Source organism: Paenibacillus ferrarius (assembly GCF_002027705.1).
GTDB lineage: Bacteria > Bacillota > Bacilli > Paenibacillales > NBRC-103111 > Paenibacillus_E > Paenibacillus_E ferrarius.
Genome location: NZ_MBTG01000022.1, coordinates 64224 through 90837 on the forward strand (window position 1 = coordinate 64224; position 26614 = coordinate 90837).

24 protein-coding genes and 2 pseudogenes are annotated in these 26614 nt (G+C 40.0%); 19 read left to right on the plus strand and 7 right to left on the minus strand.

What is annotated here, in order from left to right:
- Window positions 1-211: 211 nt before the first annotated feature.
- The gene (hpf, locus tag BC351_RS22410) at window positions 212-760 is read right to left on the minus strand and encodes a ribosome hibernation-promoting factor, HPF/YfiA family (RefSeq protein WP_079415087.1); all 549 of its coding nucleotides are present in this window, start codon (window positions 758-760) and stop codon (window positions 212-214) included.
- 160 nt (window positions 761-920) lie between these two features.
- Window positions 921-1118, minus strand: coding sequence for a cold shock domain-containing protein (locus tag BC351_RS22415; RefSeq protein ID WP_028556842.1), 198 nt, complete (start codon window positions 1116-1118; stop codon window positions 921-923).
- A gap of 352 nt (window positions 1119-1470) precedes the next feature.
- Here BC351_RS22415 and BC351_RS22420 point away from each other — a divergent pair, with 352 nt between their 5' ends.
- Window positions 1471-3333 (plus strand): glycosyltransferase, encoded by a 1863-nt coding sequence (locus BC351_RS22420; RefSeq protein WP_079415089.1) that lies wholly within the window; start codon window positions 1471-1473, stop codon window positions 3331-3333.
- 572 nt (window positions 3334-3905) lie between these two features.
- Here BC351_RS22420 and BC351_RS22425 read toward each other — a convergent pair.
- Window positions 3906-5012, minus strand: a complete 1107-nt coding sequence (locus BC351_RS22425; RefSeq protein WP_079415091.1) for a class I SAM-dependent methyltransferase — start codon at window positions 5010-5012, stop codon at window positions 3906-3908.
- A 432-nt stretch (window positions 5013-5444) separates the two neighbouring features.
- Between BC351_RS22425 and BC351_RS43970 the strand changes: the two genes are divergently transcribed.
- Window positions 5445-5879, plus strand: coding sequence for a DUF6444 domain-containing protein (locus tag BC351_RS43970; RefSeq protein ID WP_144028494.1), 435 nt, complete (start codon window positions 5445-5447; stop codon window positions 5877-5879).
- On the opposite strand, the gene BC351_RS42375 is transcribed toward BC351_RS43970, so the two are convergent.
- Together BC351_RS42375 and BC351_RS22435 are read right to left on the minus strand one after the other, a co-directional pair.
- A complete protein-coding gene (locus tag BC351_RS42375) occupies window positions 5849-6004 on the minus strand; it encodes a hypothetical protein (protein ID WP_158082193.1) in 156 nt (51 codons plus the stop codon). The genes BC351_RS43970 and BC351_RS42375 overlap by 31 nt on opposite strands.
- 30 nt (window positions 6005-6034) lie before the next feature.
- Window positions 6035-6283: an ATP-binding protein gene (locus BC351_RS22435; RefSeq protein WP_279628358.1), complete on the minus strand. Its 249-nt coding sequence runs from the start codon at window positions 6281-6283 to the stop codon at window positions 6035-6037.
- Between the two features lie 66 nt (window positions 6284-6349).
- On the opposite strand from BC351_RS22435, the gene BC351_RS22440 reads away from it, so the two are divergent.
- The 17 genes and pseudogenes from BC351_RS22440 (at window position 6350) to BC351_RS22520 (ending at window position 25770) form a co-directional block, all read left to right on the plus strand.
- Window positions 6350-6628, plus strand: coding sequence for an IS66 family transposase (locus BC351_RS22440; protein ID WP_079415093.1), 279 nt, complete (start codon window positions 6350-6352; stop codon window positions 6626-6628).
- 629 nt (window positions 6629-7257) lie between these two features.
- Complete coding sequence (locus BC351_RS22445) at window positions 7258-9369, plus strand: glycosyltransferase family 2 protein (protein ID WP_079415095.1); 2112 nt, start codon at window positions 7258-7260, stop codon at window positions 9367-9369.
- A gap of 22 nt (window positions 9370-9391) precedes the next feature.
- Window positions 9392-10384, plus strand: a complete 993-nt coding sequence (pseB, locus tag BC351_RS22450) for a UDP-N-acetylglucosamine 4,6-dehydratase (inverting) (RefSeq protein WP_079415097.1) — start codon at window positions 9392-9394, stop codon at window positions 10382-10384.
- Between the two features lie 12 nt (window positions 10385-10396).
- Window positions 10397-12208 carry a thiamine pyrophosphate-binding protein gene (locus tag BC351_RS22455; RefSeq protein ID WP_079415099.1) on the plus strand — a complete coding sequence of 604 codons (1812 nt, stop codon included), beginning with the start codon at window positions 10397-10399 and terminating at the stop codon, window positions 12206-12208.
- A complete protein-coding gene (locus BC351_RS22460) occupies window positions 12205-13086 on the plus strand; it encodes an NAD-dependent epimerase/dehydratase family protein (RefSeq protein WP_079415101.1) in 882 nt (293 codons plus the stop codon). The genes BC351_RS22455 and BC351_RS22460 overlap by 4 nt, the downstream gene beginning before the upstream one ends.
- Window positions 13087-13156: 70 nt before the next feature.
- Window positions 13157-13936 carry a glucose-1-phosphate cytidylyltransferase gene (gene rfbF / locus BC351_RS22465; RefSeq protein ID WP_079415103.1) on the plus strand — a complete coding sequence of 260 codons (780 nt, stop codon included), beginning with the start codon at window positions 13157-13159 and terminating at the stop codon, window positions 13934-13936.
- The gene (rfbG, locus tag BC351_RS22470; RefSeq protein ID WP_079415105.1) at window positions 13918-15015 is read left to right on the plus strand and encodes a CDP-glucose 4,6-dehydratase; all 1098 of its coding nucleotides are present in this window, start codon (window positions 13918-13920) and stop codon (window positions 15013-15015) included. The genes rfbF and rfbG overlap by 19 nt, the downstream gene beginning before the upstream one ends.
- Entirely contained in the window at window positions 15005-16348 is a 1344-nt protein-coding gene (gene rfbH / locus BC351_RS22475; RefSeq protein WP_079415107.1) for a lipopolysaccharide biosynthesis protein RfbH, read from the plus strand. Before rfbG ends, rfbH begins: the two co-directional genes overlap by 11 nt.
- A 3-nt stretch (window positions 16349-16351) precedes the next feature.
- Window positions 16352-17458 carry a UDP-2,4-diacetamido-2,4,6-trideoxy-beta-L-altropyranose hydrolase gene (gene pseG, locus BC351_RS22480; protein ID WP_079415109.1) on the plus strand — a complete coding sequence of 369 codons (1107 nt, stop codon included), beginning with the start codon at window positions 16352-16354 and terminating at the stop codon, window positions 17456-17458.
- Window positions 17459-17543: 85 nt separating this feature from the next.
- Window positions 17544-18092 (plus strand): formyltransferase family protein, encoded by a 549-nt coding sequence (locus BC351_RS22485; RefSeq protein WP_279628359.1) that lies wholly within the window; start codon window positions 17544-17546, stop codon window positions 18090-18092.
- Window positions 18089-19153, plus strand: coding sequence for a pseudaminic acid synthase (pseI, locus tag BC351_RS22490; RefSeq protein ID WP_079415113.1), 1065 nt, complete (start codon window positions 18089-18091; stop codon window positions 19151-19153). The genes BC351_RS22485 and pseI overlap by 4 nt, the downstream gene beginning before the upstream one ends.
- Window positions 19154-19220: 67 nt before the next feature.
- Window positions 19221-20414: a UDP-4-amino-4,6-dideoxy-N-acetyl-beta-L-altrosamine transaminase gene (gene pseC, locus BC351_RS22495; RefSeq protein WP_079415115.1), complete on the plus strand. Its 1194-nt coding sequence runs from the start codon at window positions 19221-19223 to the stop codon at window positions 20412-20414.
- A 325-nt stretch (window positions 20415-20739) separates the two neighbouring features.
- Window positions 20740-20916 (plus strand): annotated as a pseudogene (locus BC351_RS22500) (IS1380 family transposase); the annotation flags it as partial.
- Window positions 20916-21221: pseudogene (locus BC351_RS22505) on the plus strand (IS66 family transposase); the annotation flags it as partial. The pseudogenes BC351_RS22500 and BC351_RS22505, both read left to right, overlap by 1 nt.
- A gap of 39 nt (window positions 21222-21260) precedes the next feature.
- Window positions 21261-21713, plus strand: a complete 453-nt coding sequence (locus BC351_RS22510; protein WP_144028495.1) for a transposase — start codon at window positions 21261-21263, stop codon at window positions 21711-21713.
- 250 nt (window positions 21714-21963) lie between these two features.
- The gene (locus BC351_RS22515) at window positions 21964-23799 is read left to right on the plus strand and encodes a glycosyltransferase (protein WP_079415122.1); all 1836 of its coding nucleotides are present in this window, start codon (window positions 21964-21966) and stop codon (window positions 23797-23799) included.
- Window positions 23800-23808: 9 nt separating this feature from the next.
- A complete protein-coding gene (locus BC351_RS22520; protein ID WP_079415124.1) occupies window positions 23809-25770 on the plus strand; it encodes a glycosyltransferase family 2 protein in 1962 nt (653 codons plus the stop codon).
- A 91-nt stretch (window positions 25771-25861) separates the two neighbouring features.
- Here BC351_RS22520 and BC351_RS22525 read toward each other — a convergent pair whose 3' ends face one another.
- On the minus strand, window positions 25862-26224 hold the full coding sequence (locus BC351_RS22525) for a hypothetical protein (protein WP_079415126.1): 363 nt from the start codon (window positions 26222-26224) through the stop codon (window positions 25862-25864).
- Window positions 26221-26610 (minus strand): flagellar export chaperone FliS, encoded by a 390-nt coding sequence (fliS, locus tag BC351_RS22530; RefSeq protein ID WP_079415128.1) that lies wholly within the window; start codon window positions 26608-26610, stop codon window positions 26221-26223. Before fliS ends, BC351_RS22525 begins: the two co-directional genes overlap by 4 nt.
- Window positions 26611-26614 lie beyond the last annotated feature (4 nt).

Here is a 26614-nt window from a genome sequence, read left to right on the forward strand (position 1 = left end):
CGTATCCTTAAATTGTAACACTTTTGACAGCCTTGTCGCAACAAACGCTCAGGTCTTCTTACTGATAAACTGTCCATTTCCTGTAAAAAGATCAGGTTATTGCTTATTTAAGTAGTATTGATTCGAAGTTTAAAATGAATGCATATAAAAAAGCTTAATTCGACAAAATCGAATCAAGCTCATTTTTGAGAAAGTATAAGGGCTAAATTTCTTAAATAGCTGGCTCTATAAGTCCGTATTTACCATCGTTGCGTTTATAAACGACATTTACCGTGTCTGTATCCATGTTGGAGAAAACAAAGAAGTTATGCCCAACCATGTTCATTTGAAGAATCGCTTCTTCCACATCCATCGGCTTCAAATCAAAGCGTTTGTTCCGAACCAATTCAAAATCTTCTTCCTCTTCTACATAAGTAACAGCTGAAGTTTCAACTTTAAACAGGTCACGCTTGCCGCCTTCTTGGCGAATTTTGCGGTTCGTTCTCGTTTTGTGTTTGCGAATTTGGCGTTCCAACTTGTCCACGACCAAATCGATCGATGCGTACATATCCGCATTACGCTCCTCAGCTCGGAGCAGCACGCCTGTCAGTGGAATGCTAACCTCAATGGATTGCAGTCCTTTAATAACGCTTAGTTTCACTTGTACATCTGATGTAAGGGGGGCTTCAAAATACCTCTCAAGTCTGGTCAATTTCTTGTCCACATAGTCCCTAAGGGCTTCAGTTACTTCAAGGTGTTCTCCGCGTATGCTAATCATCATAGTTAAACATCTCCCTTCCTTACTTACAGTATACTACATTCCACCCTCATCTTCATAATTCCTTTAAATTCCGAGCTAACATTGTACAAAAAAAACACCCTAGGAGTATTCCCTAGAGTGTGCTCTTAGATGTATACAAGCGGTACCTCGTACCGAATGGTTATAGTCTGCTTACATTAGCGGCTTGTGGTCCGCGCGCGCCTTCCACAATGTCAAACTCAACGGCTTGACCTTCATCCAACGTTTTGAACCCTTCAGATTGAATTGCTGAGAAGTGCACGAATACATCTCCTCCATCTTCACGCTCAATGAAACCATAACCTTTTTCCGCATTGAACCATTTCACTTTACCTTGCATAACGTACACATTCCCTTCGTTTTAAAAAATGTAAGCCCTTACTTTTCGACTATATCACCCCTAAGCTTGACCTGTCAATTTCTAACTTAACCATAAATTAAATATTTAGAAAATTCGGGTATATACAAGCCGTGGATAAGTGAGAAATTTGTAGAATCTTGTCGCGGCGGGCTTCTTTACAACTTATTAACAAAGTTATGCACAGAGTTGTGCACATTATCCACAGGGTAAATAATCTCACTAAATAGTTTTCATAATTTATTTGTTTTATAACTCCCCTCTTATCTTACAAACATGATTTGACATGGTATAATATGTTCACTTCAATAGATGAGTTCAATAAGGAGGATTCATGGATAAGCTGCTGTCACTTTGCATGATTGTCAAAAATGAAGAAAAAGTTCTTCGTAGGTGTCTGACTAGTATTCGTGACTGCGTGGACGAAATTATCATCATTGATACTGGATCTACTGACGGAACTAGAGAAATTGCTAGAGAATACACGGAGCAGTTATATGAATATAAATGGGAACAAGATTTCTCCGCTGCTAAGAACGAAGCCCTTCGTAAATCTCGCTCTAAATGGATCCTTATTTTGGATGCTGATGAATATGTGCAAACAGAAGAGCTGGCTCAAATGCGGAGTTTTTTACTTTCGCTGGATAGTACAAAACCCATCAGTTTCTTGCTCCCCATTTATAATTTTACAGAATCTGTTCAATCAGGTAAGTTTGTTGAATCAACAGCTATACGCATATTTCTAAATCATCCTGACATTTATTTTGTACGCCCAATACATGAACAACTTATATACCAAAACGGGGAATTGCAAACAACTTTTTATCCATCTCTGCACATCTTTCATACTGGTTACACGGAAGAAACTTTGCGTGAAAAAGACAAATCCAATCGTAACTTAGCTATATTCGAAAAACTAAAGGAAACAAAGGAATTTGAAGAATACGACTACTACACACTCGGAAATGAATATTTCGCTATTCGGGACTTTCCTAAGGCCCTAGAAAACTACAAAAAAGCTATGACTAATCGATCAAAAAATCAAGTTTATATGCTACATTGCTTTAATCGGACTGTTTCTGTACTTATGACGTTAGAACTGTTTGACGATGCCATGAGTTTGGTTGAGGAAGGTATCCAACGCTGGCCTGATCAAGTTGATTATTTTTGTTTCAAGGCCGCGATATACAAAGATGTCGGTCTCTACGAAAAGGCGGCTGAGTTTTTTGAATTGTGTATCCAAATCGCGGAGAATCCCAAGGATTCAAGCGGGCGTTATTGGGTTGTATCACCAAACTACGGCAGCTTTATTCCTTATTCTAATTTAGCCAGCATTTATCATTCACTACTCGATATTCCAAAAACAGTCTATGCATTAACCAAACTAATAAATCTCGACAGTAGCAACCAAGCCGTTTTGTTTCAACTTTTAAAAATTTTGCTGCCAAATGAACCTATATCATCAATCATTACTTTACTAGACAAGATTTACCTCGAAATGAGTCGGACACAAGTGTTACAGTTATTTGAAATTGCATTGCTACTAAGTCATAAGGAACTAGCAGAGCACTTTTATCATCTATGTTTGAGAGAAAATATTCCTTTATCTTCTCTATCCCAAATGCGATACGCTTTGATTTCTGATGATCTTCAGACTTTTGACACCTGTTTATCGGATATTCACTTGGACAACTCATCAGATCAACAGGGACAAATCAATAAACTTATGACAATTGCCGAAGTAATTTGGAATAAGCCTTATCACTCAGAAGATCATATTGATATTGAGTTAAGTGTATCGATACTTATCGATTTATTTAATATGGGTCATTATAGTGCTTATGATTCATTAATTCAGAATGCCTCACAACAGGATAAGTATGTTATAGCCAATCGATTAGGAGACCATTTTATAGGAAACGGTCAATATCAGCTTGCTATCGACTATTATTCACACCTGCTATTAGATGACAAACTAGAATCATCTGGATATGAAAATCTAGCTAGGCTCTACCTGATGCAAGATGAGATTAAAGAGAGTTTGCAGTTTTTGCGAAAAGCAATTGAGTTAGAAACAAACAGCCTTGGAGCTTACACTCTTTTGCTAAGATATTGTGACGAGGAAGAAAAAAAAGAAGTACTGCGAGTATTTAAAGAGAGGTTTCCGGAATGCTATTCAGTGGTTAAGAACTATTAATTTAAAGGGCCTGTTCAAACGGTACCCCTGGGAGTATAAATAAACAAACATGCACCTATGCGAATATGGTAAATGGAGGTATCACTACAACCAAAATTACCTATCAGCAAGGTGCATTTTTATATACATACAGCTTGAGCTACTACCCTATCACTTCATGATGTTTCCAATAGTGGCATCTTTCATTGTTAAATAAAGGCTCTTCGCCATTTGGTGTGGAATGATAGAAATAGAGCTCTATTAATAGATTGGTAGTTTCGTGTTTTTTTTCAAAGGTTTGCATACGAGCAAAACCTAACGAAAATCGCCTTTCCTTCACCTGTAAAAATCAAGGTTTCTTTGGGTTGCACAAACACACAACCGATTTGCGTGTTTGTGCATAATAACGAAAGTTTCGTAACAACTCGATCCCGAATTTCATTGTATAGCAACTTATCCACAGATTCAGGTTATCCACATTCCGAATTCATGATTAACACTTTGTAAAAATCAATGACATCATCAGATGCAGTAACAATAATTGAAACCAAGTATTAAAATAAATCAGTGCTTACATTATCTTTTTTCAACATCTATAGTTGTACAAGAACCTCTTCTCCTTCAAAACAAACTATGGTATTCGTATAACCATAGTTAATACGTAAAGTATCAGTTATTTCTTTATTGTATGCCGAAGCAAAAATTATAATCAAATCACTCTCATTAATTATGCTTTGCTGAACTTTTTCAATTTGCAAATCAATGCCACTAATATAAAGACCTACTTTATCATCAGATGAATCTACAAGGTGTTTAATAGTATTTGTTTTATCTATCAGTTTTGAATACACTTCACTTTTTGCGCCAGCGCCCCAAATAGTAATGTTCTTATGGTTATATATTATTTGTTGCAACTTTTTTCTTTGATGTTCTTTTGCACTATTAAATCCAGTATGTTTTTTTGGTTTTCTTACATATATATCTAATTCTGTTGTATCCGTAACATTTTCTATTTCAATAATATCAAATTTTGATTTTTTTACCATTGTCGCCAAACTAAATGGTGTAAAATAATTCACGTGCTCACAAATAACTTGATGATATAGAGATTTTTCTACAATGCTCTGCCCATTTGGTACATTAATTAGTCCTACCCCACCTGGTTCCAATATCTCATAAGCATAATCCAAAATGCTATAAAAATCACAAAGATGTTCAAAAACTTGAGAGCTCATAAAAGCTGAATAGTCTTTTCCAATATTAAGAGATTTATCAAAATAGGCATTAATCACATTCAGACCATCCCTTTTTGCCATGTCTGAATGTAATTTAGACGGATCAACACCTAAACAACTTTTAAAATATTTTTCAGCTGCTTTAAGCGCTTTTCCCGTTCCGCACCCTATATCCATAATCCTCTCATTGCTTGAAGAATATTTTTTAATTTTAGCTATTTTATTATCTGTTAAATTTAATGAACCATAGTACTGTGATGCACCCCCAAAACCAGTATACTTATTATAATAATCATCCGGTAATATATATTCCGTTTGAAGATGTGTACATACTGGGCATTGATAACATTCAATATTTTTAGTAATTGTTTTAAAAGCTATTGTATTTAAGAAATTGTGTTCGTACCTGCAGTCATCTACAATTTCAAAAAGAACAAGCTCTTCTCCACATACTCGGCATCCCATTGTTTAATCCCTCCAATTATATCAGTACTCACCTTTTGCATATATTTTCATATTCTAAGCAGTGTGCTTAAGAAAAGGGTAATCCCATTGTATCTTCCACTTGGGAAAAATTCAATGCAAGACGATTCTCCAACGCTCTTACGGTGAACCGTATCATAAATAACGCAAAATTTTTAGTAGCAAATAGGGAAGAACTTACGGAAATCCCCTTGCTTTTCAGCACGTCCTTGATGTTTCGGATGAGCCTAATCTGGCTGTACTGGGAGTATTAAGGCATAGTCAATCCAATTAGCAAAATGATATCATTATCATAATTTTTGTTACTACTTAGGTCTCCCTAATCCGATAGAAACTTTTTTTATCGCTTTACGGGAAAACTCGGTCCTCATGTAGAAGTATTACATAAAGATTTTCTGTGAGGGAGCGAGACCGATGAAGTTAACAGCGCAACAGGTAAACAACATTTGCAAAGGTGATGAAGAAATTGCGGGTTACTTCCATGCGTTACTCGCGATTGTAGATCAACAAGCCAAACGGATAGAAGTATTGGAGAAGCGCGTTCACGAATTAGAACCGCAACTCAGTCAGAATAGCAACAACAGCAGCAAGCCTCCTTCTAGCGATGGATTGCGCAAACCGACGAATCTTCGTACCCCTGGCGGTAAAAAAGGAGCCCCGAAAGGTCACGCAGGGACGACGCTTCACTTTGTGGACGAGCCCAATGAAATCGTTGTTCATGAGCTCTTGACTTGCTTGTATTTCGTCAAGCTAATTTCCAAAAAAAAATCGTGCATTTTTCCCCATCGTTATCATGGGTATTTTTTTCATATGGATCTTCAAAAACTAGGCTCGGTCAGCTTCCGGTAAAGCCCCAAATTCCCCCGTTCGAGCGCATCGCGTTCTTCCTTGAGTCGCTGGATTTCCTTCCGTAGACTATCAATGGTCGCATCCATCTCAGCGATGCCGTTTCGCTCATCTTCAATCCTCATCATGTTAATCTCCTCCTTTTACATGCGCTCCTGTTAACGCTGTTTCATAAGTGCATTCTTCATCCGGTAACTTTCACCCTCAAATACGAGCAGGTGCCCATGATGAGCCAAACGGTCAATCATCGCAGCTGCCATCTGGTCATCCGTGAAGACAGTACCCCATTTAGAAAACTCCAAATTTGTCGTAATCACTAGGCTTCGGCTCTCGTAACTGTCAGCAATGACGCGGAAGAGGAGTTGCGATCCTTCTTTACCCACAGGAATATATCCCCATTCATCCAAAATAAGTAGCTACGTACGCTGAATTTCGTTTAGTAATCTCTCTAGCGTTCCTCCGAAGGTCGAAAAATAAAGAGCAAAGCCACCAACCTTGGAGAGCGATTCCTAATTCATAAAGAGTCGATTATCCGGTTTCTTTGGGATGACCACATCCCGTTTGACAACAATCAGGCAGAGCGTGATTTGCGTATGGTTAAAGTTAAGCAGAAGGTTTCCGGCTCGTTCCGCACAGGGTCAGGCGCAAGAAACTTTGCAAGAATGCGGAGTGTGATTTCGACGCTCCTCAAACAGCAACTTCCCGTGCTCTCCTCGCTAACCAACGCTCTTCGTAACCAATTCAGTTTTTAGACAACCTAAGTAGTAACTAATTTTTACATTAGACAGGAATTTCTTTAGTGACATAGTATAGTTCGTAATCAATACTGCCGATAATAACTGTATTGGTATGTGATGAAGTAATAAAAAGACAAGTACCAGATATATGGAGATGTTCCTAAACTATACTATCTTCTCATCTAAGATGGTTGGGTGAGCCTGATAGATCGACAACCTGTTAGTCCTACAATATTTCTGAAGGGACTCAAGTTGAACTTCCAAGCTATAACTAAACTTGTTATCTTTGTAGTATCAAAGTTACAATTTCCGCTTGAAAGCAGATTTCTCCCCCCTCTTCTCTCCAAGACTCGAATTAAAGCGTCGGAGAAGCAACGGTCCCGATGCGGATCGCGTCGCGACCGACTCAGGGCCAACTCCTTGCTGTACTTGTAATCCCAGAGAGGACTGACAGCTAAACTTCACCAATTGCTAATTTTTTCTAATAACAGGAATTTATTTGCAGTGAAGTTTGTAATCAATAGTGCCGATAATAACTGTATTGGTATATAGATGAAGTAATAAAAAGACGAGTACCAGTTATATGGAGATGTTACTAGACTATAATATCTCCTCATCTAAGATGGTTGGGCGGAGCTAAAATAATGAATTCAGAAAATGCCGTGGCAAAAATGAAAAGATTTATTGAGGTTGGAAATCTAGAGGGCGCTTTTGAAATTATGAGATCTCTTGATGAATTTTCTGATCCTGAGTTTATTGATGCCAAAGCTATACTTCTCTTAGCAATGCGGCAACCAGAAGATGCGGAAGATACAGTGATAGATGGCCTATCACTGTATCCGGAATGTGCTGATCTATACTATAATTTGGGTAATATCTATTTCGTACGTGAGCTTTTTGTCGAAAGTGCACTTTGCTTTGCAGCTTATTGTCGTTATGCGGCAGATTCCTCAGAAGACACTAAAGATGTAATAGAAGATATTGAGAATAAGATGAAGCAGATTTCGAAGCTATATGTTGTGTTCAACAGTTTTAGATCCGCCGCCGGGCAAGATTTTATTTTTATAACAGAGAAACCGTTTGGGGAAGACACAGCTTTTATGTTGTTGACTTTTATATTGCGCCAGTTGGGCAACCAAATTTTTTATCTTGCTGAGCCTGTTGAAGTCACTGTTCAAGCTTCTCCTGATTTGGGTGAGATCCTTACAGTCATCTTCGAGAATATGGAGGACAAAGGCGGCATTCATCTCATTCGACCAGTGATGCTTCAATCCGAAACTAATAAGTTTGACACCATACCTTATATTATTCAGAAAATTACAGATGAATTTAGTCCTCATCGGCATTGTGATGTCATTTGTCGTTCGATAGCGCTGGATAGGATTGAGGATGCGGACACCCTTGACGGCATAGGTAATCGTTTTGAAATCGTTTTTGCCCCGACTAATGAAGACGTACTATCGCATGGCTTGTTCGGCGATTTCTACCGTACTCTTAATAAGCTCTACAATATTAACATTTCTAAGGATTGGACAAACCCTTCTTTACTAATCAGCATTGTGATTCCGACACGGAACAATCCGGAAACATTGGAACATACGCTGAAAACATGCCTTTATGATCAAGGTGATGATTTTGAAGTTGTTATTAGCGATAACAGCTCACCAGATAACGACGACACTTTGCGGCTTGTTCAGAAAGTGAACGATCCGCGCATTAAATACTATCGTCCCGAACGGGAACTGCTGCTTAAAGAAAGTTTTGAATTTGCATATTGCAAAGCGGAGGGGGAATTTGTTTTCTCAATCGGATCCGATGACGCTGTGTTATACCATGGATTGGAAACGCTGCGGAACAAACTGAACGATTTCCCGGATGAAGATGTGATTTTCTGGGACCGGCTGTTATATTGTTGGCCTGGGGGGAATAAGAGTCAGGAGGATCAACTTGTTATTCCAACTTGTTCTTATCAAGCGGAGAATGTCCAAACTGGCTATATTGATTGCAATGATTCTCTTCAATCCATAATGAATTTGACCGTCCCAATGTACGCGCTTCCTATGTTTTACATTAATTCCGGATTTCGACGAAATTACATACACAAAATAATAGAGAAAACTGGGAAGTTTCTTGATGGTGATTCACAGGATATTTATATGGGCTTGATAAACTATGCGCTAAACGATCGTTTGCTTTATATCATGCACCCAATAACAATCGCAGGGATGTCCTCTCATAGTGCTGGTATTCAAACCACAAAAATGCTTCAGTCCAGCGATGCAGTAATGGAGTATAAGAAAAAAAACAAGCAATTTTACACCAACTATCAGAGAGTTTATAATACCAAAGTATTTCCTCTTCGAGGGTTTTCTGATAAATGGCTGTTGTTTAACCAGTATGCAAAAATATGCCAAAAACGAATAAATCCCAAGTTTAATCTATATGGTTTGAACTGGATTTTGGCGTATTCCTCATGTGTTGAATCTCTTTCGGCAACAGATCCTAGTTTTCAAGAGAGAGTACATGAGTATGAAGTTTCTTCAACAGCTCTTGGAGATAAGGCGTTCACGCAATGGTTCAAAGAAACGTACTCGGAAAACCCCAACTTTAAAGGGGTGACTTATCTTAACCCTACTGAAAAGCAATACAAGCGAGGAATCCAAAAGGATGGTTCGTTGGTTTTGGATTCCTCCCTTTTTGGAGTAGAGAATGTATATGACGCCTGTGAATTGTTTAACAAAATTTTTCGTATCTAAGCGATACAGTTAGGATGATACAATGCTGAATGATAAAGTAGTACTGATAACTGGAGGAACTGGTTCGTTCGGTCAATATTTTACTGAATATCTATTGAATAATTATAAGCCGAAAAAAATCATTATCTTCTCCCGAGATGAGTATAAACAATTTTTAATGAAGAGTAAGTTTAAAGAATATACAGATGTTCTAAGATTTTTTATCGGTGATGTCCGCGATGCTGATCGTCTTATGCGAGCATTTGACGGTGTGGACTACGTGATTCATGCAGCTGCTATGAAACAAGTTCCTGTTTGTGAATACAACCCAATTGAAGCCATTAAAACAAATATTAATGGTGCAACGAATGTTATTGATGCGGCTTTGGACCGCAATGTAAAGAAGGTCGTGGCACTCTCGACCGATAAAGCAGTTAACCCGATCAACTTGTATGGCGGTACAAAATTAGTTTCTGATAAGCTATTCATTTCCGCAAATGCCTACACAGGAGGGACAAAAAGTTCCTTTTCGGTTGTCCGTTATGGAAATGTTGCAGGCAGCCGTGGTTCGGTCATTCCATATTTCAAAGAACTTTTGTGTAACGGAGTTTCAAGTCTGCCTATAACAGACTTCCAAATGACTCGGTTCTGGATCAGTTTAAACCAGGGTGTAGAGCTTGTACTGACCGCTTTGCAGAATTCCCGTGGTGGAGAAACCTATATTTCTAAAATTCCTTCTTTCAAAATAACTGACTTGGCTAAAGCGATGGCTCCTTCTCATGAATTGCAACAGGTGGGGATTCGTGAAGGCGAGAAAATGCACGAAGTTATGATCACCTCCGAAGATTCCGCTTATACCTATGAGTATGACGATTACTTCGTTATATATCCAAACATGGATTGGTGGGTCTATGACGAGAAAAATTATATTCCTGGTGGAAGAAAGGTCTCCCCAGGATTCGAATACAATTCCGGTACAAATACCGAATGGCTTACTGTAGAACAATTAACCGATCTGGTCGCTGGGATGGAATAAGGAGGATTTTTCATGATAAAGCTCTCTGATTATGTCATTCAATTCGTTGAAAACATTGGAGTGAGGGATGTTTTTCTTATTTCCGGTGGCGGAATGATGCATTTGCTAGACTCAGCCGAACGTTCACCAGCCTTAAACATTATATGTAATTTAAATGAACAAGCTACGTCCATCTGCGCAGATAGCTATGCTCAATATACGAATAAGTTAGGAGTGTGTCTCTTAACAACTGGACCGGGCGGAACCAATGCTATTACGGGCGTAACGGCATCTTATCTGGACTCCAATCCCGTGCTGGTGATTTCCGGACAAGCTAAATCAACCGATCTTGCAATTGGCACCGGCGTACGGCAGGTGGGTGCTCAAGAGGTTGATGTTGTTGCTATTGCCAAGCCTATTACCAAGTATGCTGTAATCGTGCTGGACAAGCAAAGTATACGCTATCACTTGGAGAAGGCGCTTTATTTAGCAACCAATGGACGTCGTGGCCCTGTCTGGGTAGATATTCCTCTCGACATACAGGGTGCAACAATAGATGAGATCACACTTTACGGGTTTAATCCTGAAGAAGAGGGTTTTTTCAAAAAATCCAATACAATCGATGAAATGCAAATAAACAGAATTTATGACTTATTGAATAAAGCGAAACGACCTGCCTTTTTGATTGGATATGGTTTGGTCGCCTCGGATGCTTCCGAGGAGTTTCAACTGCTCGTACGCAATTTGGGTATTCCCGTTCTTGCCTCGTGGAGGGCAAAAGGAGTTTTCTCTGATTCTGATCCGTTATACTTTGGTCATCCAGGTTCGCCAGGTGCACGATCTTCCAACTACATCTTACAGAATACCGATCTTTTGATTATTATTGGGTCACGTTTGAATGCCCCCATGACAGCGTACAATCTTGAAAATTTTGCATCAAATGCAAAGAAAGTAATCGTTGACATTGATGAGAACGAAATCAATCGGCTATCAATCCCACTTTCAGAAACTTTAGTGATTGACGCCTCTTCTTTTGTCCTAGCTATGCAGGATCAAATTGAACTTTATGATAAACCTAATTTAACCAATTGGCTCTCTTATTGTCGTGAAATGCGGGAAAAATATCAGCTGATAAAAGAAAAGCAACCATTTGAAGACAGTGGTTGTGTAGACGGATACAGGTTGGGGTACGAGATTAGTAGCCGGTGTTCACAAGATGATATTTTGGTTGGTTCATCATCCGGCCGTACTTGTGGAATTTCCCATATGGCTTTTAATGTCCATGAAGGCCAAAAATTCATTACTTCAATGGGACTAGGTTCTATGGGCTTTACATTACCTTCCGCTATCGCCGCTTCCATTGCCGGGGGCAAGCAGAGGACGATAGCTTTAGAAGGAGACGGAAGCTTGCAGCACAACCTTCAAGAGCTTCAGCTTATATCCACATATGGGCTTCCTATTAAGCTCTTCGTATTGAACAATGGAGGATACGCTTCCATCTATGTGATGCAGCGAAATCATTTTAAATCTAATTACTCGGCTTGTACCCCAGAGACATTACTTGAGTTTCCTGCTGCTGACAAATTGGCCGATTTGTACGGTTTGGACTACTACCGAATCGATACCAATGATAAGTTGGACGAAATCCTTGATCAGGTGATGAAAGACAGCCGTCCGGTTCTATGTGAAGTTATGGGGAGCATCTTATTTGATGAAATTCCCAAAGCGATGACTAAGGTTAATGAGGATGGGACCCTAATTTCTTCTTCGCTAGAAAATTTATATCCCTACCTTTCTCCTGAAGAGGTTCGTGAAAATATGAAAGTTTCGGTGGACGAAAAATGAAGCGGGTTTGGATTACAGGAGCGGGGCCAAACGGATTCATTGGGCGTAATCTGAAAGAACATTTGGAAGACAGCAACCAGGTTTTCGTAACATCAAGTACGGAATTAGATTTATGTGATCTAGATCAAGTTATGCGCTTTATTGATAAAAACCGAATTGATTGTGTAGTTCATGCTGCGACATATACTAACCGTGCCCTTAATTCAGAAGCAGAACTGGATGCTAACTTAAAAATGTATTATAATCTCGAATTCTGTCATAATCAGCTAGAAAAGATTATTTATTTTGGTTCTGGGGCAGAATTTGATAAACGTTACGAAATTAATCTGGTTTCAGAGAATGATATCGGTCGTAGTATTCCCGCTAATGCTTATGGATTTGGTAAATATGTGATGAATCATGCTGCCCGAGCTTCCAAAAATATATTTAATCTTAGGCTTTTCGGCGTTTATGGTAAATATGAAAACTGGAGAACAACCTTTATTTCAAATTTGTGTTGCAAGGCCATATTCGATTTGCCGCTTTCCATCCGACAGGATTGTTCTTTTGATTTTCTTTATATTGACGATTTGTTTTCGGTAGTGGACTGGTTTTTGGAACATTCACCGGATTTCCATGATTATAACGTTTGCACTTCTGCTCCGTGCGACCTTACTGATATCCCACGGATGGTTCTGGAGGTTGCGGGCAAAGATTTACCAATAATCGTCCATAATGAAGGTCGCAATTTGACTTATACTGGTGCAAACAACAGGCTTCGAGAGCAAGTGCTAGATTTTTCTCCCCGCAGTTTACGAAGCGGCATTGGGTCGCTGTATAACTGGTACCTTAATAATCGTAAATTGATTGATTATGACGTGCTGGTTCAGACTAAATAGGGGGTTCTTAGTAAAACAATGAGTTGCAGCATAGTTTGATTAAAATAATGAATAGAAAAGAGGAGGCTGAATGAAAGTTGTATTGTTGGCTGGTGGTCTAGGCACAAGAATCAGTGAAGAATCACATCTGAAGCCAAAACCAATGATTGAAATTGGCGGTAAGCCCATCCTTTGGCATATTATGAAGATTTATTCTAGCTTTGGATTCAATGATTTTGTCATTTGTCTTGGATATAAAGGTTACGTTATAAAAGAATTTTTCTCCGACTATTATCTACATATGTCGGATATTACTTTCGACTTCTCTAATAACAACAGCATGACCATTCATAACAATAACGTGGAGCCTTGGCGGGTCACGCTGGTCGATACAGGACTAGAAACCCAAACAGGTGGTAGAATCAAGAAGATTGAGAAGTATGTGCAAAATGAAAGATTTTTTCTCACCTATGGTGATGGTGTAAGTGACATTAATATAAATGTGTTGCTGGAAAATCATGTAAAAGCGGGGAAAATAGCAACCATGACCGCTGTTAAGCCGGCCGGCCGTTTCGGATTGCTTGAAATAAATGAGGATAATACAGTAGATAGCTTTCAGGAAAAAGCTGTTGAAAATAGCGCATGGATTAACGGTGGTTTTATGGTATTGGAGCCCCAGGTGTTCGAATATATAAGCGAAAACGATAACGAATTTTTTGAAAAAGAACCTCTAAAAAATTTGGCCGATCACGGTCAGCTTCATGCTTACAAGCATCACGGATTCTGGCAGTGCATGGATACCCAGAGAGATAAGTTCGCTTTAGAAGACTTGTGGAAAGAGGAGCATCCTCCATGGAAGGTATGGATATAAGTCTAGATGTACTTGATTTTTATCGAGGGAAAAAAATATTCGTTACCGGACACACCGGATTTAAGGGAAGTTGGTTGTGCCGCCTCTTACTGAATGCTGGGGCCACCGTCACAGGATATTCATTGGAGCCTGAAAGTAAAGGCTTATTTAATTTGTTTCAACTGTCAGAAAAGATAGAAAGCTATACGGGGGATATCCAAAACATGGACTTTCTTTGTGATACTGTTTCGAAAGTTCGCCCGGATATCGTGTTTCATTTAGCGGCTCAGCCTCTTGTTCTGCAGTCATACGTTGATCCTGTAGGGACTTTTCGCACTAACATTATGGGAACTGTCCATATTTTGGAAGCTGTCCGACGCTGTGAGACCATTCGGTCGATTGTTAATATCACAACAGATAAGGTTTATGAAAACAAAGAGTTCCTGTGGGCTTATCGTGAAAACGAAAACCTATGCGGAATTGATCCCTATTCTAATAGCAAGTCTTGTAGTGAATTGGTTACATTCAGTTACCGCAACTCCTTTTTTCATTCCGGTGATAATAGAGCTTTATCTACGGCGCGTTCTGGTAATGTAATTGGAGGCGGAGATTTCGCAGCTGACCGTATTATCCCTGATTGTTTTCGTGCGGCCAGTAAAGGGAAGGCTATAGTTGTACGGTCCCCTCATTCCGTAAGACCTTATCAACATGTATTGGATTGTCTGGATGGTTACTTGCTGCTTGCAAAAAAACAGTATGAAGAGAAAGAACGGTTTGAGGGAAGTTACAACTTTGGGCCCTCTGATGAAAAATGTTTGACAACAGGGGAGTTAGTCGATCAATTTTGTCATTACTGGGGGGACCATCTGACTTGGTTCACCCAAAGTGACAGTGTACACCATGAAGCTACATATTTAAAAATTGACAGCATGAAAGCAAGAACTATACTTAATTGGAAGCAAAAGTGGACAATCACAGAGGCAGTCGAGAAAACTGTAGATTGGTACAAGCACTTTCTCAATGAAGGAAATAATATTGCAGCCTATACGGATGCTCAAATTTCGGATTACTACGGGAGTGTAAATAAAAATGTCAGATGACTTGAGAACTCAAATTCTATCTTTGGTAAATGATTATTACAATGAGCACCATAGACCCCAAAATTCCTATACTACCGGAAATCGTATTCCCTATGCGGGCCGGGTATTTGATCAAGAGGATATGATTAACCTCGTAGATGCTTCACTTGATTTTTGGCTGACTGCCGGTAGGTATACCGAAGAGTTTGAAGAAAGCCTTGCTCGTTATGTAGGCGTGCGATTTTGTTCGCTTGTCAATTCGGGCTCTTCTGCTAACCTGATAGCCTTCATGGCCCTTACTTCACCAAAGTTGGGAGAGAGGGCTATTCGGCGTGGGGATGAAGTCATTACGGTTGCCGCCGGCTTTCCTACGACTGTATCTCCGATTATCCAATTTGGAGCAGTACCTGTTTTTGTGGACGTGAATATTCCACAATACAACATTGATTGTAGTCAATTGAAGGCTGCATTATCGGACAGGACGAAAGCTGTCATGATTGCACATACATTGGGCAATCCTTTTAACATTGCAGAAATCCGACATTTCTGTGATGAACACAAGCTTTGGCTGATCGAAGATAACTGTGATGCTCTAGGGACTGATTATGAAATGGAGGGACAGTGGGGGAAGACAGGATCCTTTGGTGATATTGCTACATCAAGTTTCTATCCGCCTCATCATATTACAATGGGGGAAGGCGGTGCGGTTTATACGAAAAATGGTTTGCTGCATAAGATAATTCGTTCATTTCGGGATTGGGGGCGTGATTGCTGGTGTGATCCTGGAGTAGATAATACTTGTGGACGTCGCTTTAACGGCCAATACGGAGAGCTTCCCTGTGGATACGACCATAAATATGTGTATTCTCATTTTGGGTACAATCTGAAAGTAACCGACATGCAAGCGGCTGTTGGTTGTTCCCAATTAAAAAAGTTACCATCATTTGTAGATGCAAGAATAAAAAATTGGGAGTATCTATATTCACGTCTTATAGATTGTCAAGATAAGGTCATATTGCCGGAACCCGCGGCAAATTCAAAACCAAGCTGGTTTGGTTTTCTAATTACGGTGAAAGAAGGAATAAGTCGGAATGAACTGGTACGTTATCTCGAGGAACAAGGAATTCAAACCCGCATGTTGTTTGCTGGGAATTTACTGAAACATCCTTGTTTTGATGAGATGCGCCAAGAAGGTAAGGGCTATCGTGTGATAGGAAATCTAGAACAAACCGATCAAATTATGAATAACACGTTCTGGATTGGGGTTTATCCGGGTATGACAGTTGAAATGTTAGACTATATGGCAAATAAGATTAAACAATATTTAAATGAGTATTCCGGGGATGTTGCATAAATCATGAGAATTGTAATACGGGCCGATGCCTCTCTTTTTATTGGCACTGGACACATAATGAGATGTCTGACTTTAGCTGAGCAACTCATTGCAAGACAACATGAAGTAATCTTTATCTGTAGAGACCATTATGGTAATATGATCGATTTTATTAGAAACAAGGGCTATCAAGTCTTCGTACTTTATGGGGTTGATCATAATGAAAATAGGGAGGAAGTTTATTTAAATTGGCTGGGTGCTGACTGGTATACAGATGCACAGCAGACAATCGATTATTTAAAGCAATTAAATTCTGTTGACTGGGTAATAGTGGATCATTATGCAATAGATTGGCGTTGGGAAGAACAAGTTTTATCGTATATGGAATCCACTCAAATTTTTGTCATTGATGACTTAGCTAATCGAAGACATACGTGCCATATTTTGTTGGATCAAAATTTAAGCATGAACTTACTTACAAGATATAGAAAATTATTGCCAGATTCAACTACTACATATTTGGGACCATCTTATGCATTATTGAGGGATGAATTCATTTATTCTCGAAAAACAGTAAAGATTCGTAACGGCAACATTAAGAACATTACCGTGTTCTATGGTGGGATTGATTTAACCGGGGAAACACTTAAGGCAATAAGAGCCCTAAAGGAATTATCATTAGAACAAATTAGTATTAAGATTATTGTTGGTCCGAATAATCCTCAGCGATTGAAAATTAAAGAAATTTGTCGTCAGTTAAGTAATTATATAATTGAAGATCATGTTTCTAATATGGCGGAGTTGATGAAGCAAACAGATTTATTTATTGGTGCAGGCGGATCCACAACGTGGGAGCGATGTATGTTGGGGGTGCCTTCCATTACAACCGTAGTAGCGGACAATCAAAAAGAGATCACTGAGGCTGTAGAACATTATGGGGCCACATGGAATCTAGGTGAGCATTGGAAAGTGGCGGAAACAACAATTATTCAAGCTGTCCGCTATGCTGTCACTCATCCGTTAGAAGTACACATAATGTCAAAGAGATGCTTGGATGTTATAGGTGACTATCAAGGTTCTTCTGTTGTTATTGATAAAATAGCTTCCTTAATAAAAGGTAAGAATGGGTAATACAGAACTTTAATAGCATGAAAGTGGGTAGATTGTCATACATGTTCTTCTCTTAGGTCCATTCAACTCTACTATAGGCAATTATTTGATATCGCAGGGTTGTGAAATCAGTCAAACGGAAGAACAAATTTTTTTAAAAGAACTTTTAGAGAGAAACGTGGATTTCATTATTAGTTATAGATACAGACATTTGATCAAAAAAGAGGTTATTAATCATTTTCCGGGAAAAATTATTAATCTCCACATCTCTTATTTACCATGGAATCGAGGCGCCGATCCGAATTTGTGGAGTTATTTTGAAAATACTCCTAAGGGCGTCACAATTCATCTTGTTGACGTCGGTCTTGATACAGGCGATATAGTTGTACAACAGCTGATTGATGACAATTTCGAGGATACTTTGTATACGAGTTATCAAAGACTGTCAGAGGCAATAGAAAACTTAATTATTTTAACATGGCATTCTATAATACGCGGAGAAATAAAACCCGTACCTCAGAACTTATCGGAAGGAACGGCTCATCGTTCGAGAGATAAGCAGACATACGAGTCGTTATTGACAGACGGTTGGCATACACCTGTTAAACATCTTATAGGTAAAGCATTAAAAAAAGGAGATGACATCGACGTATGAGTGTTCAACCGTCCGATATTAAAGTAAACGGTTATACGATCAGTACGCAAAAGGAACCATTCATTATAGCTGAAATGTCTGGAAATCATAATCAATCCCTGGAACGGGCACTTCAAATTGTAGAGGAAGCGGCAAAAGCAGGTGCTCATGCTCTTAAGCTTCAAACGTATACAGCCGATACAATGACTCTGAACATCAGCACAGGTGAGTTTTTCATTGATGATCCAAACAGCTTGTGGAAGGGAAGTTCGTTGTATTCGCTTTATCTGCAGGCTTATACACCATGGGAATGGCATAAGCCTATCTTTGATAGATGTAAGGAATTGGGGATGATCGGATTCAGTACACCTTTCGACGAGATGGCTGTGGACTTTCTTGAAGAGCTGGATGTACCGATTTACAAAATTGCTTCATTTGAAAATACCGATCTTCCATTAATACGAAAAGTAGCGGCAACGGGAAAGCCGATGATTATCTCGACTGGAATGGCAACGGTTGCTGAACTGGACGATACGGTTCGAGCTGCGAGAGAAGCAGGCTGTAAAGATATTGTGCTATTGAAGTGCACTAGCACTTATCCTGCAACACCTGAAAATTCTAATTTGGCTACAATCCCTCATATGAAAGAGCTATTTCAATGCCATGTGGGTCTTTCTGATCACACAATGGGAGTAGGCGCGGCAGTTGCAAGTGTAGCACTGGGTGCTACGGTTATTGAGAAACATTTTACCTTGCGGAGAGCAGACGGAGGAGTGGATTCCGAGTTCTCATTGGAGCCAGAGGAACTGAAAAGTTTAGTTATTGAAACGAAGCGAGCATCGCAGGGAATCGGACATGTTAAGTACGGTGCTTTGGATGGAGAAAGAGCTTCGCTCAAGTTCCGTCGTTCACTCTATGTGGTGGAAGAACTTAAAGCTGGAAGCATTCTGAGCAAACAGAATGTGCGTACAATACGCCCAGGATATGGATTGCCCCCTAAGTATTACGATCAGATTATTGGCCGAAAAGTAAAGGTGGACGTCCCTAAAGGGACTCCTGTTTCATGGGATATACTGGGGTAACATGCTGAAGAATGCTTGCTTTTGATCGGATAAAGCAGCATTGTCTTCTTGAAATGGAGGTTATCTTATGAGTCGTTTGGCTGTGCATGGCGAAACTCCGGTAAGGGATTCTATGCTGCCTTATGGGCAGCAATGGATTGAAGAGGATGACATTGCTCAGGTGGTAAGGGTGCTCCAAAGTGATTATCTTACTCAAGGTCCTGTTATCCAAGAATTTGAAAAAAAAGTTGCCTCCTATGTCAGTGCTAAATATGCCGTGGCATTCTGCAACGGAACTGCCGCCCTTCATGCTGCTTGTTATGCTGCCGGCATTGGAGCGGACGATGAGGTTATTACAACCCCCTTAACGTTTGTGGCGAGTAGCAATTGTGTTCTGTACCAGGGGGGGAAACCCGTCTTTGCCGATATTGATCGACGAACATATAATATAGATCCCGAACAAATCGAAGCTAAAATTACTTCAAGAACTAAAGCGTTAATCCCGGTTGATTTTACAGGTCAGCCGACGGATATGGAGAAAATAAACGCTATTGCTCGCAAATTCGGCTTGGTTGTCATTGAAGACGCTGCACATTCTCTAGGCGCTCGATACCAGGGGTCTAAGGTTGGAGCAATGGCTGACATGACCATGTTTAGCTTTCATCCAGTGAAGCATATAACTACTGGCGAGGGCGGTGTTATCGTCACAGATAACGAGGAATATTATCAGAGTATGCTTCTGTTTCGTAGCCATGGGATAACCAGAGATCCCAAGAAATTAATCGATCATCAAGGTCCATGGTATTATGAAATGCATACCCTTGGCTACAATTACCGAATGACAGATCTGCAAGCTTCTCTAGGTCTTTCTCAGTTGAATAAATTGGAGATGTTCTTGGTTCGTCGCAGAGAGATTGCCCAGCTTTACAATGAAGCGTTCGAAGTGATGGCTGGCGTTGACACTCCTTTTCAACAGCCCGATGCAGTATCTGCTTGGCATCTGTATATACTCAAACTAGATCCTACCCAACTTAGAGGATCGAGAAAGGAGATATTTGAAGCGCTCAGGGCGGAGAATATAGGGGTTAATGTCCATTATATTCCCGTTTATCTTCAGCCCTATTATCAAGAACTTGGATATAAACGTGGAAGTTGCCCTAACGCTGAAGATGTTTATGAACAATTGATTACATTGCCGCTATATCCAAAAATGACCTACTCTGATGTTAACGATGTCATTGTTGCCGTAGATCGAGTGTTGGAATATTATCGGCTTCGATAATATGTCGGTAGATCCGCTTCAGCTGTTCCTTCGTGGTGGATTTTGTTGTGATTACATAGTTGACCCAATAGAACAGTTTTCCTGTTTATTTATCTGCAAAAAAAGGGTGACCCGAGAAGTCTTTTGGGTGACCCTTTTAAATTTCGCTTTATTTATCATGAATTCAGAAAGTACTCACATCAAAACGGGGTTAAACCTAGTGCTATCAAGGAAATCGGAGTAACGAATAATGTGAATTTTTTAGCATGAAAAAGGACACCTCCGTTCTCTTGTCGAAAGGTTAAAGTACCACTAAAAACCATTCGAGAGGAAGTGTCCTAGCACCATGGTAGCACAGAACCAGTCCCAAGCGCCAGAACAACAATCGCGTCGTGAACGAAGAATTCACATTATGCAGGAGCGGCGACGTAGCAAGAAAATAACACGGAAACTACGTGCGGTAACCTTCAACAACGATACCGTGACCGATGCCGGAAACTTTCAGTTTATAGAAATTTTAAAGGCAAACGGGGCAAAGCCAAACAAAGCTATCCGAAAAACTTGCTCGATCGCTTAAAAGACAAACAACACGAAGTGCTGCGCTTCATGAGCGATCCGAACGTTCCCTTTGATAACAATTTGGTTGAACGAGATCAGCGGATGAACAAGGTAAAGCAGAAGGTATCCGGTACATTCCGAAGCCAAGGAGGGGCAAACGAATTTTGCCGCATTCGTGGATATATTTCTACGGTAAAGAAACATTCTCTTTCCGTATTGAATGCACTCCATGATGCTTTATGTGGAAGACCCTTCCTTCCTGCTCCATAACCCAACGGGTACTTTGTACCCCCTATTTGTGTTGGCGAGGTGTACCCTTACGAGGGACCCATCAGCGAAATCGAAAACGTCAAGCTACTACTTTCATGGAAGGACGGGTATATCGCTTCGAGCAAACCGCAGGTTTGTCTCCTGTGTACGGATTTGTCTTTGGATCTCGTTACGATTCAGAGATACTATCACATGCGCTGGAACATCGAGACGGGATACCGGTACTTTAAGGAGTTGCTGGGCTTCGACCAATACCAGTTGCTTTCGTTTATAGGCATTGGACGGTTTTGGGCTATCCAGTTCCTAACGCAGAACTTTCTGGAGTTCCAGCGACAAGAGTGGATGGAGCGTCAATCCGAAATGACGCTTGGTGATGTGGTGCGCCGCATTCGAGAAGAGTACTTTGGGCAGATCATCGTCTATGTGTATCAGCAAGCCCTCGAGAAGAAGCCTCTTTTCGACATTCTCCAGCAATTCAAGCTGTCTGCCTGAAATCGAAATGACCGTTTACGCTACAGGTCTGCCCATTTGGGCCTCTTTCAAGTGAAATTCGCAAGACTCAAGTAATTAACTATTAAACTGTGGTTTTCTACAATTGACTCAATCAACAAATTCTCATCAATGGTCAAAATTTCGATACTATTCTACGATTTCTGATATAATATAAGTAATTACAACATTATTTGCACATCCTACCTAATCAAATTACAATGCTTAGGGCAATTTGAGGAGATATACAATAATGCTATTCTTGAGCTTATGTATGATCGTAAAAGACGAGGCTAAACATTTGGACAAATGCCTTCAAAGTGTCTCTAATTGTGCCGATGAGATTATTATTGTAGATACAGGCTCAACAGATAATACCAGGGAAATTGCTGGCCGTTACACCCCCCACGTGATCGATTTTGCGTGGAAACAGGATTTTGCAGCAGCACGCAACGCCTCAATCCTTCCTGCTAAAGGGAAGTGGATTCTGTATCTGGATGCCGATGAATTCATTAACCCCGAATTTGCAACGGATTTACTGCACTTCTTAGAGAGGTTGCCTAGTAATGTCCCAACTGGTGTAATCGTTCCCATTTACAATTATGTCGGCGAATTAAATTCTGGTAAAATCTCAGAGTCCAAGGCAATTCGGATATTCAGTAACAACCGTCATATTCATTTCGTCCGGCCGATCCACGAACAACTTCTCTGCACGCAGGGGGATCTTCAAGAAGTAGAGTGCTCTTTCCCAATTTATCATACTGGTTATTTGAAGGAAGTCATAGAAGCCAAAGATAAATCGTCAAGAAATATGGCGATCTTCAATTTGATGTCCCGTCAAGGCAATCTATCTTGCTACGACTGGTTTACACTTGGAAATGAGCACACGGTTCAAGGTCAGTACCAGAAAGCTTTAGAATGCTACGAACAAGCACATCAACCATCCGAGATGCAGAAAAGTTGGCTGCCGCTATGTATCGGCAACATGATTAACTGTTGTATCAACCTAGAGAAGTACTTCGAAGCCTGCCAGCATATTATGACAGCGCAAAAAACTTGGCCTGACGCTTGCGACTTTTACTGGCTGCAAGGCTATCTTCTAGCTAGACTAGGATTGGACAGCTACGCTATCGAGGCTCTGCGCACATGCATTCGTTTGGGTGATAATTCGGAACAACTGGAATCCAACAAAGTGCTAATTAGTCCCAACAATGCTAGCTCGTTACCTCTCCAACAATTATCGGTTCTGCATATACGCAATTTCAGCTTTCAGGAAGCAGTAGCTACATTATCCAAGTTGCTCTACGTGACTCCAAACAACAAAACAGTGCTAAAACACTTACTACAAATCTTGCATTCTTTTGGTGAATTAGATGGTATGGAATCACTTCTACGCTCGTTTTATCCGTTTCCTCAACCTTATCAACTCATCATGATACTAGAGTTATGCATCGAGTTAGGAAGTAAATCGCTCTCGACCTCGTACTTGAACATCTGCACAGAACAACATGTTGAACTACCTGCGAGATTAGGATTGCAGTTCGCCATTCTTCATGAAGATGCGCAGTTATTCGGTAAACTTAAACAAAACCAACCTTCCGCAGAACTAGACATCGACATTGCCTATATGTCCTTTTTGCTCTGGGAAGAAAGCCTATTGGAAGTAGACAAACAGGCACATGATATCGATTGGCTCGCTCAAATATATATGAAATTTTTCTATGCCGAACAATTTGACTGCTGTGATCGGTTAGTTGAGAAGTTTAATAGCCCTTCTTTGTTGAATGTGCTGGGAAATAACTTTTTTAATAATCGACAGTATGAATTGGCAATGGATTACTACTCCACTTTGTTGAATCAAAATGCTCTCACAGCTGAAGGCTATGAGAATGTTGGCCGTTTATACATTGCACAAGGCGATGTTGCGGAAGGGATTGATTATATACGCAAAGCCATTGAACTCAACCCCATGAATATTACTCTCTATACTTACTTACTTCAACATCTGACCGAAGCATCCGAACAAGAAAATTTAAAACTTACAATAGTGGATAAGTATCCGGGATTGAACCATTTCCCGCTGCTTTAAGGAGGACATATGGATCAATTGCTCTCACTTTGCATGATCGTAAGAGACGAGGAAAAAGTGCTACGCCGGTGTCTAGATAGTGTAAAGGACTATGTGGACGAGATCATCATTGTGGATACAGGATCCATCGATTCCACTAAACAAATTGCACTGGAATATACAGATCAAGTTTTTGATTTTGAATGGATCAACGACTTCTCGGCAGCTAAGAATGCAGCCATCCAAAGAGCAACGTCCAAATGGATTCTAGTCCTAGATGCAGATGAATACGTCGACTCTACACAAATGAGCCATTTGCTAGCGATGCTCGAACAAGCCAATCATGATGCCCCGATGGGCTACATCCTTACGATATACAATTACACCGGGCCTATTAGAAAAGGAAAAATGGTTGAATCGACTGCACTGCGCCTATTTTCTAATCATCCGGATATTTACTTCGAGCGCCCCATCCATGAACAGGTCGTGTACCGCCACGGACATTTTGAACAAATTTATTATCGTCTTTCGATCTTCCATACAGGTTATACACTCGAAGTAAGACAAGAAAAGAATAAATCAACCCGAAATCTAGCTATTTTTGAGAGATTGAAAGAAACCAAACAATTCGAAGAGTACGATTATTTTACGTTGGGAAATGAATATTTCGCAGTAGGGGACTTAAAGAAAGCACTCTATTATTACAAACGGGCAACCACAAAAAAAATGGAGAATCAAGCATTTATGTTGCACTGCTTGAATCAAACGGTTATCACTCTTATTGAACTCGACCGTCTGAAGGAAGCATTGGAAGTGGTAGAAAATGGACTGCGCCGATTTCCCGCTTATGCTGACTACTACTGTTTTAAAGGTCTCATTCTCGAAAAGGTGGGGCTAGCCCCTTTAGCTATAGAATGGTTTGAGACCAGCCTGAAGATCTCAAATTCACCGCCTAACAAAGACGGTCGTTACTGGCTTGTATCTCCCAATTACGGAAGTATTATACCCTTGGTACATCTTGTGAATCTATATTTGAAGGATTCAGATGTGCCTAAAGCAGTTAGCGCTTTAACAAAGCTCATTAATCTAAGCCCTGGCGATCAGAAGGTGCTCTATCAGCTTTTTATTCTGCTATCTCAAAGCGAGCCTACTTCATCAATTATTGATTTCTTCGAAAAAATATTTGTGAATCCATCTCAAGCAGATATCCTGCAGTTGTTTCAAGTTAGCTTGTTATTAGGAAATCAAGAATTAACAGCTCATTATCAGCACCAATGCGAACAGCACAAGATTTCGCTGTCATCCCATTACAAGCTGCTCTCGGCACTGATCCGTAATTCTCAGGATGAATTTGAACGAATCATGCAATTGATGCTGCCACAAGAACAGAGTGAACACAATAATAAACTCTACATCTTAGCGAGCTTAGTTTGGAACCGAGCCGCATATTCTGATCAATTCTGTGAAACCATTGATGGCAGCACGCTACAGAAGGAACAGCTTTACCAAATCGTTCAAGTAGCTTTTCAATTGACCACTGAAGGAACATGTCCAACGCTCGATTCAGAACAACTTAATTACGCCGTTACTTTGCTCATTGACTTGTTTAAATATGGATATTTTGACGCGTATGACCGATTTATCGAAAAACTTCAACCCTACTATTTTATAGTAGCGAATTTAATTGGCGACCACTTTTATTCGCAAAGTCAGATTCAGCTCGCACTGGACTATTACTCTATGCTTATACAGCATGAACAGCTTGCCGCAGTAGGATACGAAAATGTAGGGAAATTGTATATGAATCAAGGCGATGTGGAAGAAGGCTTGGCTTTTGTGCGTAAATCAATCGAACTTAATCCATACCGTCCTTACCTGTATGTATTTTATTTAGCGCAATGCTCAGATGCTGACCTCTCCAAAGACGTGCTAGACAGATATAAAGAGCAATACCCACACTACTATGGGCTAATGATGAACGCTATGCGATAGCTCATAAACATCTATTCAGCCGAGCAAAAACGAGGCACTTGTAAGCAGTATCTGCTTACAAGTGCCTCGTTTTCATGTACAAGTGAATCATTTAATTTCTATTATCAACAAAATAACCTTCTGCCTGTAAATATTGATTCTGGTAGGCATGCTTATGCTGCTTCATCCGCTCTATCTTATCAATATTAGTCTTGACTACTTTCTGAAAGTTGATCAGCTTTGCATTGAAAAGAGTTTCTAACTGTTGACATTCCGCGGCAACCCGTCTAATCTGATCGTTTAGCGGAGCAGGTTGGAATTGGGCCAAACGCTGGCTAAGGATCTCTTGCTCCTGCTGCAAAGCATTCAGTCGCGGGATTTCTTGCTCTTCCTCAATATCAATCTCCAACAACTGCTGAGTCTTATGCTTTAACTCAATCAGTAAAGATAAAATCGTCATTTCTTGCTCTATCATGATTGAACTTTCGCAACGCCATGGAGCTCCTTCATGGCCATAACCCACGTATCACGTAGTTCCGAAATTAACTCTATACACTCTTGAAGAGCATATACATCCAACTTGAAATTTACATGAAACAATCTTCTTTTTACATAATCATAAATTTTTCCTAATTGGTCTGCAATTTCATAATTATGATTAAGTGTAATCGTCAATTCATCCAGGATATCTACTGCTTTCTTAATGTTGATATTCTTTAAATTAAAATCCTCATTCTCTATCGCCATTAAACCCTGTTTCATAAATTTAATACATCCACTAAAAAGCATGGTCGTTAATTCCCAAGGAGCTGCAGTGTTGACTTGCATTCTAAGATAAGTTGCTTGAGCTTGTTGATTCATGCTT

Coding starts and splice junctions, on each gene's coding strand:
- fliS (WP_079415128.1), bottom strand. CDS start 26,610: ATGAATCAACAAGCTCAAGCAACTTATCTTAGAATGCAAGTCAACACT.
- BC351_RS22460 (WP_079415101.1), top strand. CDS start 12,205: ATGAAGCGGGTTTGGATTACAGGAGCGGGGCCAAACGGATTCATTGGG.
- BC351_RS22525 (WP_079415126.1), bottom strand. CDS start 26,224: ATGATAGAGCAAGAAATGACGATTTTATCTTTACTGATTGAGTTAAAG.
- BC351_RS22425 (WP_079415091.1), bottom strand. CDS start 5,012: ATGGGATGCCGAGTATGTGGAGAAGAGCTTGTTCTTTTTGAAATTGTA.
- BC351_RS43970 (WP_144028494.1), top strand. CDS start 5,445: ATGAAGTTAACAGCGCAACAGGTAAACAACATTTGCAAAGGTGATGAA.
- BC351_RS22420 (WP_079415089.1), top strand. CDS start 1,471: ATGGATAAGCTGCTGTCACTTTGCATGATTGTCAAAAATGAAGAAAAA.
- BC351_RS22515 (WP_079415122.1), top strand. CDS start 21,964: ATGCTATTCTTGAGCTTATGTATGATCGTAAAAGACGAGGCTAAACAT.
- hpf (WP_079415087.1), bottom strand. CDS start 760: ATGATGATTAGCATACGCGGAGAACACCTTGAAGTAACTGAAGCCCTT.
- BC351_RS22445 (WP_079415095.1), top strand. CDS start 7,258: ATGAATTCAGAAAATGCCGTGGCAAAAATGAAAAGATTTATTGAGGTT.
- pseB (WP_079415097.1), top strand. CDS start 9,392: ATGCTGAATGATAAAGTAGTACTGATAACTGGAGGAACTGGTTCGTTC.
- rfbF (WP_079415103.1), top strand. CDS start 13,157: ATGAAAGTTGTATTGTTGGCTGGTGGTCTAGGCACAAGAATCAGTGAA.
- BC351_RS22520 (WP_079415124.1), top strand. CDS start 23,809: ATGGATCAATTGCTCTCACTTTGCATGATCGTAAGAGACGAGGAAAAA.
- BC351_RS22415 (WP_028556842.1), bottom strand. CDS start 1,118: ATGCAAGGTAAAGTGAAATGGTTCAATGCGGAAAAAGGTTATGGTTTC.
- rfbH (WP_079415107.1), top strand. CDS start 15,005: ATGTCAGATGACTTGAGAACTCAAATTCTATCTTTGGTAAATGATTAT.
- rfbG (WP_079415105.1), top strand. CDS start 13,918: ATGGAAGGTATGGATATAAGTCTAGATGTACTTGATTTTTATCGAGGG.
- BC351_RS22455 (WP_079415099.1), top strand. CDS start 10,397: ATGATAAAGCTCTCTGATTATGTCATTCAATTCGTTGAAAACATTGGA.
- pseC (WP_079415115.1), top strand. CDS start 19,221: ATGAGTCGTTTGGCTGTGCATGGCGAAACTCCGGTAAGGGATTCTATG.
- BC351_RS42375 (WP_158082193.1), bottom strand. CDS start 6,004: ATGATGAGGATTGAAGATGAGCGAAACGGCATCGCTGAGATGGATGCG.
- pseI (WP_079415113.1), top strand. CDS start 18,089: ATGAGTGTTCAACCGTCCGATATTAAAGTAAACGGTTATACGATCAGT.
- pseG (WP_079415109.1), top strand. CDS start 16,352: ATGAGAATTGTAATACGGGCCGATGCCTCTCTTTTTATTGGCACTGGA.